The 13,634-nt window shown below is 62.8% G+C and carries 12 protein-coding genes; all 12 read right to left on the bottom strand.

The window, feature by feature from the left end; translation table 11 throughout:
* On the bottom strand, nt 1-139 hold a 139-nt coding region (locus tag QOI01_RS14480; protein ID WP_526382005.1), incomplete at its 3' end, for a helix-turn-helix domain-containing protein.
* Nucleotides 140-633: 494 nt separating this feature from the next.
* Complete coding sequence (locus tag QOI01_RS14475; protein WP_526382001.1) at nt 634-1,191, bottom strand: hypothetical protein; 558 nt, start codon at nt 1,189-1,191, stop codon at nt 634-636.
* A gap of 214 nt (nt 1,192-1,405) precedes the next feature.
* On the bottom strand, nt 1,406-2,551 hold the full coding sequence (locus tag QOI01_RS14470; protein ID WP_526381999.1) for a TIR domain-containing protein: 1,146 nt from the start codon (nt 2,549-2,551) through the stop codon (nt 1,406-1,408).
* Between the two features lie 166 nt (nt 2,552-2,717).
* Nucleotides 2,718-3,965: an AlbA family DNA-binding domain-containing protein gene (locus QOI01_RS14465; RefSeq protein ID WP_526381997.1), complete on the bottom strand. Its 1,248-nt coding sequence runs from the start codon at nt 3,963-3,965 to the stop codon at nt 2,718-2,720.
* A 47-nt stretch (nt 3,966-4,012) separates the two neighbouring features.
* Nucleotides 4,013-4,948 (bottom strand): hypothetical protein, encoded by a 936-nt coding sequence (locus tag QOI01_RS14460; protein WP_526381996.1) that lies wholly within the window; start codon nt 4,946-4,948, stop codon nt 4,013-4,015.
* 1,526 nt (nt 4,949-6,474) lie between these two features.
* Nucleotides 6,475-7,527, bottom strand: a complete 1,053-nt coding sequence (locus tag QOI01_RS14455) for a 3-hydroxyisobutyryl-CoA hydrolase (protein ID WP_526381994.1) — start codon at nt 7,525-7,527, stop codon at nt 6,475-6,477.
* 35 nt (nt 7,528-7,562) lie between these two features.
* Nucleotides 7,563-8,438 carry a 3-hydroxyisobutyrate dehydrogenase gene (gene mmsB, locus QOI01_RS14450; RefSeq protein WP_526381992.1) on the bottom strand — a complete coding sequence of 292 codons (876 nt, stop codon included), beginning with the start codon at nt 8,436-8,438 and terminating at the stop codon, nt 7,563-7,565.
* Between the two features lie 11 nt (nt 8,439-8,449).
* Nucleotides 8,450-9,625 carry an acyl-CoA dehydrogenase family protein gene (locus QOI01_RS14445; RefSeq protein ID WP_526381990.1) on the bottom strand — a complete coding sequence of 392 codons (1,176 nt, stop codon included), beginning with the start codon at nt 9,623-9,625 and terminating at the stop codon, nt 8,450-8,452.
* 10 nt (nt 9,626-9,635) lie between these two features.
* Nucleotides 9,636-11,156: a CoA-acylating methylmalonate-semialdehyde dehydrogenase gene (locus QOI01_RS14440; protein ID WP_526381988.1), complete on the bottom strand. Its 1,521-nt coding sequence runs from the start codon at nt 11,154-11,156 to the stop codon at nt 9,636-9,638.
* A gap of 161 nt (nt 11,157-11,317) precedes the next feature.
* Nucleotides 11,318-11,647 carry a DUF732 domain-containing protein gene (locus tag QOI01_RS14435; RefSeq protein WP_526381986.1) on the bottom strand — a complete coding sequence of 110 codons (330 nt, stop codon included), beginning with the start codon at nt 11,645-11,647 and terminating at the stop codon, nt 11,318-11,320.
* A gap of 619 nt (nt 11,648-12,266) precedes the next feature.
* Nucleotides 12,267-13,322, bottom strand: coding sequence for an ABC transporter ATP-binding protein (locus QOI01_RS14430; protein ID WP_526381984.1), 1,056 nt, complete (start codon nt 13,320-13,322; stop codon nt 12,267-12,269).
* A 38-nt stretch (nt 13,323-13,360) separates the two neighbouring features.
* Nucleotides 13,361-13,624: a fibronectin-binding protein gene (locus tag QOI01_RS14425; RefSeq protein WP_526381982.1), complete on the bottom strand. Its 264-nt coding sequence runs from the start codon at nt 13,622-13,624 to the stop codon at nt 13,361-13,363.
* Nucleotides 13,625-13,634: the final 10 nt, after the last annotated feature.

Raw genomic sequence — 13,634 nt, 5'->3', positions numbered from 1 at the left:
CTTCATAGCGGGCCAGCCACGAGTGCAACGTCTGACGCGACACCCCACACTTCTGTGCCACCTGCGACACCGACAAGCCATCGCTGATCACGGCCAACACGGCCTGATACCTCTGCTCGGCCACGCTCAACTCCCTCATCAAGGGAGTGTCAAGGATCAGCCGAAGCCACTGTCAAGCATCAGCCGAAACACTGTCGTCCATCACCCGAAGCAGAAATGTCAGCCACCACCCGACGCAATACAGCCTCTGACGTAGGGCGGGTGGGGCTCGAACCCACGACCAACGGATTCGAGTTCAGGCATTCTCGACACATGCCGAAATATTCGCGACTTATCTTGCAATGCAACAGAATTAACGTCACTGCGATGCGTATCCATTACTACGGATTCTCGCTGATTCCGGCTTATATTCGATGAATAAGCGATGACTTGAGACCTCGTTTTTCGAATCCTACTTACGCTGTAACTAGCGTGGCGTAAGTGACATCGGCCCGAGATGCCGGTTGGCGTGGGCTGGCGCTCGACGATGCTGCCGCGATCCCGCCGTCCAATGGATACAAGCGTGAGTATTGCGTGTTATCCATGACGTCGTCCGCAATCAACTGGAGTGACATCGCTCGAAGCATGGCGTCGCTATGTTGCGGCCTGGCGAGCAGCTGTGACGAAGGCTTCCCATCGCTGACGTTTGGACTCGTCATCTAGAGACCTCTCCACTGTGACTACGTTCGAGGCCCCATCGGCAAATGAGATCTTGATGACGGTCGGATAAAACTCCGACGTTCCACGTCCGAAACCTCGAGTCCGCGAGATGTAGCGCACCTGAGCGATCTCCAACGCCGTCACCGTACTCAGTGGCCGCGACCAAGCAGTTAATGACGCTGGGTCTAAGGGATTACCGAACCCGTTGCCCTGGCGCCTCTGATCGTCCTCGCCGAAGTCGTAGTTGTCTGACTGATATGTCGCCTCCACGACTGCAACGGAATTGGGCGTGAAAGCCCATAGCTTCCAGATGGTTTCGGGCTCCGCGCTGAGCAGCGTGTGGGAAGCAACTATGTTGTCGGCAGTTCCGACCAGCGTCCGGAGCGTCAAAATTAGGCCGTAGGGCGGCAGGCGTACCAGGCCGCCTGGCGTATTTGCGGCGCATATATGGGGGTCGATGTGCGCCCACTCTTGCTCGCTTAGTTGACTCAATGGGGCTCTCCTTCCGTGGTGACACGGAGGCTAGTCGCACGCCCCGACACTGTCCGACGGCTGCCTCTTGCATCGCCGCGACTCAGGCGGTTGGTCCGAGTCGCGAGTGGCAAGCCGGACTGCACCACGGCGAAGTAGTCTCGTCTCGAGTATTTTTGGGCTTAGCAGGCGAAGTCCCCGAATTCGCTGTCCGCACCGCGTGTGGTGCCAGCGCTTACCGGATGGAGCCAAGCCTGAGCGCCAACTGTGCCGTGAGCTCGTCTGCGATTTCCGCGGCCTGGGCACCGAGTGCCGACGCTGCCACTGCATGTTTCGGTTCTATGCGGAGAGACGAACTAGGAGCCATTGTGTACAGGAACTGTGCCGTTGAGCGCCGTTCAGTTTCACCCGCCTGCCCTACCATCAGCATGGTGATGGGCTCAACTGACACTGCAAGCGCTATCGCGCCTTCAACGTCAAGTCCAGCATTAGCGTGCAGTGCCAGCGACCCGATTAGACGGTTCTTTACGTCCTCCTCGTCGAAAACCGATCCGAGACTGCCTCGTGGCAGCGGAAGCCAAGTGACGACGTGCCGGTCGCGGTAAACAGCTATTCCTTTGGCGCCGAGCTGGCCTCCGTCTCCGGCCGAGGACGCTTCGGCGCGGTCCTCGAAGGCATCGGCCCGAACGGCTTCGTTGTTGTCGAACAATCCGCCCTGCCGGCCGAGGCCCGCCAGGGCGTCAGGCAACTCGCGCAGCGCTCGCGCCTCCAAGCCATGATCATCCATCGGGATGGTGTGCAATTCGAGCGTCGAGCGCGAGTACTCCGAACGGGTGGTGTCCGCACGCCATTTGACATGAACCGGCTGGCTCAACGGCGTCCACAGTCGCGGCGCAGCTACCCGCGACTGTTGCGCGGCCGGGAAGGCTGGCTCTTTGGAAATCCCTGGAAATGACGGGGCTACGGCGGGTTTCGTACGGCCGGGACTCAGCTGCGCTAACAGGCGTTTTCGCGCCGCTTCCTCATCGAGGCCAACGAGATCGCAATAGATCACTTGGCCAAGCAACCCCTCGATGTTGCAAGCCGCCACACGGACCGGGATAAGCTTCCGGCCAATTCCCTTGGGATCCTGCGCAAATTTTGCGGCCCACTCCGGCACCGTAAATTCAGCATCCAGATAGTCCTGGGACAGTACAGCGATGGTTCGTTCGCACCGCTTCGTAGCATCGTCCATCTCGATGACGAAGTTCCCGCCGGGCTTGAAGTCCCACTCCTGAACAATTGTCGTGTACCCCTCCGCTTCGAGTAACCACGCGATCCATTCAGCCCACAACCGGTCTGCCTTGTTGTAGCTGATAAAGAAATCGATGTTATGTGCCATGTCCAACTGCCTTCTCGGGCTCGAACGCCCGTCCCAATGCGGAAGTTCTGACGCGGAAATCGGCATTCACCCCGGTCGGAGTCATGAGCCGCACCGTACACATCGCGGGCGCAGCGAATGTCATTCGGCTCGCGTGATGGCCAACACCGGAGGAACACGTCGGCCTCTATGCCCCGGTCTGAACTGGATCCGAGATTACGTGGAGGTAGGTGATCCCGCCCTGGTTCACGCAGTCCTCGGCCAGCTGGTGCACCTGTTGATGGAACTCCTCATCATCGGCGGCTGCGTTGACCATCGATCGCACTGGGGTGAACGACGACAGCGGGGTTGATGCCCCGTCGTAGATATAGCCCGTGCCGTCGATCGTCAATATGCTGAGCGGCTGTCCGCCAGTCCAAACGATCCCCACACACAGGTCGTACTCGCCGTGGTCCAGCGCCTTCGCTGTAGCACGAACTAGTGCCATGAAGTCCGCGATGCCAGCCTCGATTGCCCGGGCCTCGACCTGCCAGCCCTCGAAGTTCCCGTCACCGGACTTTCGGTGTCCTCCTACAGCAGCCGCCAGGATGGCCGAGCCGTCGTGGTGCACACTTGCCCATGCCTCGCGCCACCGTGAACCGTCGCCGATCGCGTTGTTTTGTGCGACCCACCGTCGCAGGCCCGGCCTCGGGTTCAGGAGGTCGACATTCTGGAGGGGGTGGATACCGTTGCGGTTCGAGTAGCTGAGCGCAATCTTCTCCGCGTGCCCAAAGACCGCACGTGCCTCCTCGCTGGTGAGACGAACGAGCGTCCCCGGTATGCGCGGATGCGCAACAGCGATCAGCCAGGCCCGATTGGCGGCGTCGCGCCCGGCCGCGGCCTCGCCATACAGCACGTCTACCGCTTCGGTGGCCAGTCGGCGTTCATCGAACCGCGCTCGATACATGGCCTCGATCCGACGTTCCTTCATCCACACGGTGTCCGCGTTATTGCGCGTCGGTGCACCGAAGTACTCACCCCGATATATGAGATGCGGACCGTCCACGCTCGCAGGCACGATCACCGCGACGGCTCGCGGGTGGTCCCCAAGCCGGTAGATCTCCAGTCCGAATACCGGCGGAGTGACCGCTGTTATCGCTGCGCTACGGAGGGCGCGCTCATGAGCCTCGGTGAACTCACCCGTGTCATTGCGAACGGTCGCGCCCTTTTGGCTCTCCTCGACTCCGTAGACGATCATTCCGCCCCCGCTGTTCGCCATCGCTGCGATGTCTTTTGGTAGGTCAGTCTGCGGGAGTCCCTTAGCCGGCGGGAGCTCGGACTTCCAGTCGAGATCGTCGGTCTCGGCCACGCCTGCAGCGACCGCCGCGTCAAGGATCTCGTCGGTGAGAATGCTCGGAGGGAGGCCGAGGCTGCGGTGCAGCGGGGTGAAGGGCATCGGGTCAGCGTAGGTACCACCGCCGACAGGATCCGTGGACCAGGGGCTCAACGTGTCCGCGCGTCGTCCTCTACGTCAAGAACGGGCGAGGCGCACCAGTAGGCCGAGTGATCCTTGGGCTGCTCGTCGGGCCGCATATCGCTTTTACGTAGGTCAACCGGAAGTCCAGCGGCCATACCCATGGAGTCGACTTCTGCCATATGAGGCTGACCAAACCGACATACCTCTACTGCGTACAACGCCCACACCGCGCTCATCGCGAGTTCACGCCCGAAGGTGATCTCCCTCAAAGCTTGCCCGTAAGCTGCGACCTGTCGCACCTCTCCCGAACTGTCAAAATGCAAGTGCGCACGCAATAGCGACAGCGACGGATGCACGGAACCCGAGAGTTCACGGTAGATGTCATAGAGAAGACGTTCGGCGCCATCGCTCGCGAAGCGTTGGCACATCCCCTCGACGGTGGCGGGACCCGGCCCGTCTGAAGGAGCCTGTACAAGTTCGCTCAGTTGCGCGTCAGTGAGGCCGTGCGCCGCTTGGGCGAAACTCTCGTCATTGCGTCCGAGGCTTTGGACGCCCTTGACGAAGCGATCGCTGCGGATGTGGTTGTTGTTGTCGAAGCTTGCTTTAAGCTTTCTCTCGCCGTCCGCTGTCATCAACACCCACTGGGCTGTGAGGGCATGCTCGAACGCGATACGTGTACTCGACTTCGCAATCCAGGGAAAACCGTTTTGCGCTGCTAGTGCAGCCTCGATGTGGTTCATCGCGTGAGCAGCCAACGGAAAACACATCACGAACTTATCGTGTAAGCGGGCCTCAACAGCTAACCCGGACAGAGCTTTCGGATCTCGCCACCACTTGCCCCACTGCGCAAGCACGCTCTCAGCAACATTTAGAAACTGGGCTTCAGCGGAAGCCAACTCGTCCGCGAACTGCAGTTCTCGCGCTGCCAACTTGCGCCGTATCTCTTCGGCCGAGTCAGTCATAGAACTGCATTCCCCCCAAACGTCCGGCCATCTGTGGATGGCTAATGGCCAACAACCTCCAACAATGAGTCGGCGAATGCAAGTGTCCGCCGCAGCCTGACGCGCACCGCAGCCGAGTCGCGGAAGCAACTCATCGTGAATACCGCGCACAAGCAGGAAGTCGAGTACTAAGCCCGAACTACTTCTTGTGTGTCGGAGGCCGCCGCTACATTGCTGCTGTGGCGGCGCAGCGCAACTATGTGGGGGCAAGACCCCAGGATGGGATCTTGTGCCATTTGTGCCGGAGGTCAACCACGCTGACGAAGGCGCACATACCGCCCCAGTGCGCGGGAAATTCATCCAGCCGAGTCGTCCGGATGCGACCGTATATTCGCGACGGTGTTATGCAACATGACACTCCGCTGGACGGAGGTTTGTGGCTCAAGACGTTGTGCGAGCCGTGCAACCACCTCGCCAGTCTGTATGACGACGCGTACGGCGACCTCGCCGGGAGTGTTTCGAGGCAGGATCGCATGGAGACTGCTTCGTGGTCATTGCCAGTCAGCTCGGGCGGGGTTCCCGCGGTACACGTTTCGCCCGGCCGCGTCGCGCGTTCACTGATGCTGGCGATGATCGCGCTAACCCCGTCAATGCATCTTATGCAGGGCGCGTTCGTTGATGAAATGCATCGAGATTGCGACGAGGTCCGCCTTCCAGCCGGGATGCAACTGCGCGTGGCACGCGTAAGGCACCGAGCATGCCGGATTTCCAGCGCGTACTCCATGATGCAAGTGCTCGGCGCTAGGCAAACCTACGATGTATTCGCTGAGATCTGCTTCTACCCATTCATCTGGGCGCTGTGCTCGCCCTCACCGGCTTCGCTTGGCCCTGCCGTGGTTGACCAGGAGGGGTGGGGCGACGCGACAGATTGGATTATGTACCGACGAACGGTCGAACGAGCCGACCTTCGTAGCGTGCTTAGGCGACTGCCCCTAACAACACACCCCACGCAACGTAACCGGAGCGAATGGGTCGAAATGTCTTCCAGGGACGCATCTTACGCACTCGAAGGACAAATCAAAGCGTCATAGCGTCGTGTGAAAACGTCAAGACACGCGCGGCGCAATTAGCACTGTGGCGCGGGAGATTCGCCGATAACACCCGATTCCGTCAACCGGACGTAGTGCAGGTCGGCCTGAATGGCAGTTAGGCGAGGAACCTTGGCGGCCACCATCTTCGGGAAATTTCTCTTCGTTCAGTGGGCCTTCGGTCGGCGATATGGGTGTCCTGCGGAGGACACAGCCTGCACCTTCTGGTCCCGAGAGTCCCGCATACTTGCCTGGGATTGGTGCTGGCTCATGTCAGCCGATGCGGTACGGGCAGAGCGTGCCTCGGTTGGCGCTCGCGCGATCGAATGCACATTTCCGCGGACCAACTCGCATCCCCCACGGCGCCATGGTCCGCCTTTCGCTAACTGCGCTGCTGCTGATCATGTGCCGCGGATCAAACCCGAACACGCGCTGGGCATCGCACCTTTGGCGTCTCCGCTAGCGACCAGCGATTGGGAAAGTCAAGTCATCTTCGAGGGGCGCGAAGTAGGCATCGATCCTCTCAGGCGTCACGTCCGCCAACGATGCCGGTGACCACTTGGGCGTGCGGTCCTTGTCCACGAGCAACGCGCGGATGCCCTCGACGAGGTCGTGTGACCGAAGCGCCACGCACGATGTCCGGAACTCGTGCCGCAGGACCTCTTCGACTGAGTCGAGTTCACCGGCACGCCGTACGGCCACCAGTGTCACTGCCAGTGCGATCGGCGACCGGCTGGCGATCAGATTAGATGCGTCGATCGACGGGCCGGTCGCATGACTGTGCAGGGCCGCGAGGATCTCGGGCACGGTTTCGTGGGAGTAGCAGTCGTCGATCCAATGCCGTTGCGCAAGCAACGGACTGGGCGGCGGCTCGATCGCGTGCACTGAGAGCGCGGCGGCGGGGCCATCGGATACGACGGCGGCCTCAAAGTCGGCCAGCACGTCATGCGGCACGAAATGGTCGGCGAACCCCATCGCGATGGCATCGGTGCCCGAGAAGGGAGCGCCGGTCAGCGCAGCGTGCACGCCCAGTAACCCCGGTGTGCGCGCCAGCAGATAGGTGCCGCCGACGTCGGGAATGAAACCGATGCCGACCTCGGGCATGCCCATCTTCGTCGTGTCGGTGACGACCCGGATTCCGGCGTGCGCGCTGACGCCGACCCCGCCGCCCATGACGATGCCGTCCATCACGGCCACGTACGGCTTCGGGTAGCGCGCGATGCGGGCGTTGAGCTCGTACTCGTCGCGCCAGAACGCCCGAGTCTCGGCGCCGCCGACTTGGGCGTCGTGATAGATCGCCACGACGTCGCCGCCTGCGCATAGTCCGCGCTCGCCGGAGCCAGTGAGGAGCACGGCGCGCACCGCGTCGTCGTGTTCCCAGGCGTCGAGTGCCTTCGCCAACCCGGCCACCATGCCGTTGGTGAGTGAGTTGATGGCCTTCGGGCGATTCAACACCACGCGGCCGACGTTCCCGTCGACTCGGGTGAGTATGTGATCTAGTTCGATGGTCACGCAGTTACCTCGACTTTGGCCGGTTGTGGGGGTCGCTAGCTGTTGCGGATCAGTTCGATGACGGCACTGAAGTCCTTGTCGGCGTGATCTGCCGCGAACTTTGCGTAGATCTCTGCGGCGTGGGTGCCCAGCGGTGCCGACGAACCCGTCGAACCCACCGCGTCCATCGCCAGTCCGAGGTCCTTGTTCATCAGCGCGGTCGCGAAGCCGGGCTTGAAGTCGTGGTTCGCCGGTGATGACGGGACCGGTCCTGGCACTGGGCAATTGGTGTGCACAGACCAGCAGTTGCCGGTGGCGCCGGTGATCACGTCGAACAGCGACTGCGCCGAAAGGCCGAGCGTCTCGGCAACTACGAACGCTTCTCCGACGGCGATCTGCTGCACGGCCAGCACCATGTTGTTGCACACCTTCGCGGCCTGGCCGGCACCGGACGCCCCACAGTGGATGATCTTGGCCGCCATGGGGTCCAGTACCTCGCGGCCACGTTCAACGGCGTCGGCCTCGCCGCCAACCATGAATGCCAGCGTGCCTGCTACCGCGCCCTTCACCCCGCCCGATACGGGCGCGTCGAGTTGGGCGAACCCATGCTCGGCAGCGAGTGTGTTGACCGTGCGCGCGTCGTCGACAGAGATCGTCGAGCTGTCAATGAACAATGCTCCAGGCTTGGCGGCGAGCAGCACCTCGGCGTAGCAGGTCTGCACCAGACCGCCGTTGGGAAGCATGGTGATGACGACATCGGCGCCATCGACTGCCTCGGCGCTGCGGTCGAATACGCTGGCTCCCTTCTCCCTTGCGGCCGCCTTCGCGGTGGCAGCCGGGTCGAAGCCACGGACGGCGAACCCGCCCGCGACGAGGTTCGCCGCCATCGGGCCGCCCATGTTGCCCAGTCCCAAGAACGCGATCGTCGTCATCTGCTTCTCTCCTAGGCGGAAGCCCGCGTCCGGGCGGCTTCGGCCCGGCCGATGACGACCCTCATTATTTCGTTGGTTCCCTCGAGGATTCGATGCACCCGCAGGTCGCGGACGATCTTCTCCAATCCATACTCGCTGAGATAGCCGTAGCCGCCGTGCAGTTGCAGCGCCCGGTCGGCGACGTCGTAGCAGGCGTCCGTCACGTGCAGTTTGGCCATCGCGCACAGTTCGACTTTTTCCGGGTGGTCCTCGTCGAGGGCGGATGCCGCCCGCCACAACATCATTCGTGACGACTCCAACGCAGTGGCCATGTCGGCCAAGGCGAAGCGGATGGTCGGCTCGTCGAGCAGACTGCCGCCGAATGCCTCTCGGTCGCGGACATACGCGGCGGCCTTCTGATACGCGGCGGCCGCTCCGCCGAGCGAGCACGCCGCGATGTTGATCCGGCCACCGTTGAGCCCGTTCATCGCGATGCCGAAGCCGCCGCCGTCGCCGTCGGTGCCGCCGAGCATGGCGTCCGCGGGTACCCGGACGCCTTCCATGATCACCTGCGCGGTGGGCTGGCCGTTCCATCCCATCTTGTGTTCCTGCGCACCGAAACTCAGTCCAGGAGAGCCGTCTTCGACGATGAACGCCGAGATGCCGCGCGGACCCTCGACGCCGGTGCGGGCCATCACGACGTACACGTCCGACGTTCCGGCGCCGGAGATGAACTGCTTCACCCCATCGAGCACGTAGTCATCACCGTCACGCACCGCCCTGGTGCGCAGCGCGGCAGCATCCGACCCTGCGGACGGCTCGGTCAGGCAGTAGCTGGCCACCGCTTCCATCGACGCCAACCGGGGAACCCACGCCTTGCGTTGTTCGGGTGTGCCGTAGCGATCCACCATCCACGCGCACATGTTGTGGATCGACAGGAATGCCGCCGTCGAGGGATCCGCCATCGCCAGCTTCTCGAAGATCCGCACCGCGTCCAGCCGTCGCAGTCCGCTGCCGCCGACGTCCTCGCTGCAGTACATCGCCGCCATGCCCAACTGGGCGGCCTCGCGCAGCACGTCGAGCGGGAAGTGCTTCGTGGCGTCCCACTCCAATGCGAACGGCGCGATGCGCTTGTCGGCGAACTCCGCCGCCGTGTCGACGATCGCCCGCTCGTGATCGTCGAGCCCGAAGTAGTGCTGCGTAGTCACGAGTGCCCGGCTACTTCATGGTCGGGATGGAGAATTCGGCGCCATCCTTGATGCCCGACGGCCAGCGCTGGGTGACGGTCTTGACCTTGGTGTAGAAGATGATCGACGCGGGCCCGTGCTGGTTGAGGTCACCGAAACCGGACCGCTTCCAGCCGCCAAAGGTGTGGTACGCCACGGGAACCGGGATCGGGACGTTGACGCCGACCATGCCGACCTGCACCCGGGAGACGAAGTCGCGAGCGGTGTCGCCGTCGCGGGTGAAGATCGCCACCCCGTTGCCGTACTCGTGCTCCGAGGGAAGCGCCAGCGCCTCTTCGTAGCTGTCAGTCCGAACGATGCACAGCACCGGGCCGAAGATCTCGTCCTTGTAGATCGACATGTCGGTGGTGACGTGGTCGAACAGGGTCGGCCCGATGAAGTAGCCACCCTCGAGGCTGGCATCACCGAAGGTGAGGTCGTCGCTGCCACGCTCGCGACCGTCGACGACGATCTCCGCGCCGGCCTCGACGCCCGCACCGATGTAGTCCTTGACCCTCGCCAGCGCGGCCGAGGTGACGAGTGGACCGTAGTCGGCCTTGGGGTCGAGGCTGTGGCCCACGCGCAACTGGCCGACCCGCTCGACGAGCCTGGCGCGCAGCCGATCCCCGGTCTCCTTGCCAACCGGCACCGCCACGCTGATCGCCATGCAGCGCTCGCCAGCGCTGCCGTAGCCCGCGCCGATCAGGGCGTCGACGGCCTGATCGAGATCGGCGTCGGGCATCACGATCATGTGGTTCTTCGCCCCGCCGAAGCACTGTGCGCGCTTACCGTTGGCCGCCGCCGTCGAGTAGATGTACTGGGCGATGTCCGAGCTGCCGACGAATCCGACGGCCTGGATGTCGGGGTGATGCAGGATGGCGTCGACGGCCTCCTTGTCGCCGTGCACCACCTGGAAGACGCCGGCGGGCAGGCCCGCCTCGAGGAACAGTTCGCCGAGCCGCACCGGCACCGACGGGTCACGCTCGGAGGGCTTGAGGATGAAGGCGTTGCCGCACGCCAGCGCCGGCCCCGCCTTCCACAGCGGGATCATCGCGGGGAAGTTGAACGGCGTGATGCCCGCGACCACGCCGAGAGGCTGACGTAGCGAGTAGACGTCGATGCCGCCGCCCGCACCCTCGGTGTACTCGCCCTTCAACAAATGCGGGATGCCGATCGCGAACTCGATGACCTCGACGCCACGCTGAATGTCGCCGAGCGAATCGGAGACCGTCTTGCCGTGCTCGATCGAAAGCAATTCGGCGAGCTCATTGGCGTTCTCGTTCACCAACGCGACGAACTTCATCATCACCCGCGCCCGACGCTGCGGGTTCCAAGCCGCCCACTCCTTCTGCGCCTCGACGGCGACGGCGACGGCGGCGTCGACGTCGGCGGCCGACGCCATCGCGACCCGGGCCTGCACCTCCCCAGTACTCGGGTTCAGGACATCAGCAGTACGCGTCGAGCTACCCGACGTGCGCTTCCCATCGATCAAATGCTGAATTTGTGTCGTCATCGGTGATCCCAAGAGGTTGGCGAGCGGCTATTACTAGGACATCCTAGTATCTATTTTTTGGTTTGTCCAAATCATTGGCCGGACCAAAGTCTGCTCCCGTCTTCCCGAACGGGAGATACCTAAGCGATTGCCTGTCGTCGAGCTGGCTTCATGTCGATCGGTCAGGGCGGGGGGCGATAGCCCGCTGCCGAGTTTCGCAACTGCCAGATTTGGGCGGGGCACAAGATTCCGACTGCGTAGGACACCACATAGTTGGCCGACTGCTCGTCACTGGGAAAGACGTCTTGTTTGAAATCGCGCATCACATCGCCGTAGCTGCCACCTCGACTGACTTTGTCACAGATGCCAAAGCCGTATCCGATGGCGTCGTTGCCCGGAAAGTCGAAATGACGTCGCACCACGACGTCGTACGTGTACTCCACTTCCGGCCCAGGGACTGCAGCTGCTTGCGGCGCAGAGAGAATGCCGATCGCCGGCGCCGCGAATCCCATCCCGGCAACGATGACTCTGCTAAGTCGATTCTTGATCATGGACTCAGACCCCTTACATGGCCACGTGGAAGCAATTCGTCAGCTGTTGCGTCCGGCATCACCCGCTCCCCAGAAACGTCTGGGGAGCGTCGATCCGTCGGCACCCGACGAGCGCGGCTGCCAAACCGATCGCAGGCGATGTCCAAGCTTTCCCGAGTTGACCTGACATCGCTTACGCCAGTCGCCATTCGGGTTGGACGGACATAGGACTCGAACGCGGCAGCCACGTCTGTTCCGGCATAGCCATCCAGCCAGTCACGCAGTGCCCCTGCGAGATTGACCGAAAGTGGGACATCATTCCGCATGCAGACGCCTACGAGCGTCATCAGTGCGCTCTCCAAGTCGCCGGCGCCGATCTTGACCCAGAGCCAGATTCGTTCGTTGGGCGCCAGATGCGGCGCGGCGACTGTCATCATGGCCCAAGCCAGCGAGCGCTGATCGAAACGAGTCACGTACCCGGTGACTTCGCAAGTTCGTGCAACGTCGGACGCGGGTCCCCGCGTTCGCTCGACAACCGGTTTGGGGACGCAGTCGCCGTCTCGATGCTTCCCCGACCGCACCTTCTCGATGACTCTCGTGATCATCGCACTGAGTCTTTCGAACCGACGGGAACGAGGTCGGTGTCCCGATCCGGAAGGTAATGCCGTGGTGAAGGTTGGGTGCGATCGAGGTCCTCGCGGATCGCGGCCTGGGCCTCGGGCGGCAGGGTGTGCATGATGTCACGCACCCGGGCCTGACGCCGACCAACCGCCTGGCGCACCGGCATACCCGGCGTCGCGTTGACCTGAGGCGGCACGCCCTCGACTTCCTCGGTGCCGCCGTCGTGGTGGCCTGCGTCGATGAGGGCCTGCTCCTCGGCCATCGTCGACTCGTCCTTCTCCTCCGACATGCCGATCGGACCAACACGACGACCGTTGAGGAACTGCTTGACCACCGGCTCATCAGAGGTCAATAAGACTTCGCGGGGCCCGAACATGACCAGTTGCTTGCGGAACAGCATGCCCATGTTGTCCGGCACGGTGCGGGCGATGTTGATGTTGTGCGTGACGATCAGGATCGTGCAGTCGATCTGCGCGTTGATGTCGATGAGCAACTGGGAGAGATACGCCGTACGCACGGGGTCAAGACCGGAGTCCGGCTCGTCGCAGAGAATGATCTGCGGGTCGAGCACCAACGAGCGGGCCAGCCCGGCGCGCTTGCGCATACCACCGGAGATCTCACCGGGGAACTTGGTCTCATCGCCGGTCAGACCGACCAGGTCGAGCTTCTCCATCACGATCTGACGGATTTCGCTTTCCTTCTTCTTCGTGTGCTCACGAAGCGGGAACGCGGTGTTGTCATAGAGGCTCATCGAGCCGAACAGGGCGCCGTCCTGAAACATCACGCCGAACAAGGTCCGGATCTCGTACAGCTTCTTCGCCGAGCATTCGATGATGTTCGTACCGTCGACGATGATCGAGCCGCGCTCGGGGCGAAGCAAACCGATCAACGACTTCAAGAACACCGACTTACCCGTACCGGACGGGCCGAGGAGCACGCTGACCTCGCCGGGCGGGATGTCGAACGTGACGTCTTCCCAGATTCGCTGCGGCCCGAAGGACTTGGTCAGTCCCTCAACCTGAATACCGATGCCCACGCGAGATCCCTTCTTCGTATTCGTTCGAGATGGTCTTGTTAGTTGCAGCCGCGGGCGCAGATGTCGGCCGGCGGCAGCGAATCGGGCGCTGGGGCGTTCGGGTCGGCGGGGGGCTGCTGTTTCGTCAGATCAAGGTCGCCATCCAGATTTGGCGCGAGCGGCACCATCCTGCAGACGAAGAACAAGGCCAACGGGCAGGGATCGTCGGATGGGTCAGCGGCGGCCGGGATCGCGACGGCGGTCTGCGCGGCGAGCAGTCCAAGGGCCACCACTGTTGCCTGCAACGTCTTGATGCGTTTCACGTGCGATCCC

Source organism: Mycobacterium sp. (genome assembly GCF_032162605.1).
Lineage (GTDB): Bacteria > Actinomycetota > Actinomycetes > Mycobacteriales > Mycobacteriaceae > Mycobacterium.
The sequence above is the reverse complement of the archived record's forward strand: the minus strand, read 5'-3'. Positions and strand labels throughout refer to the sequence as shown.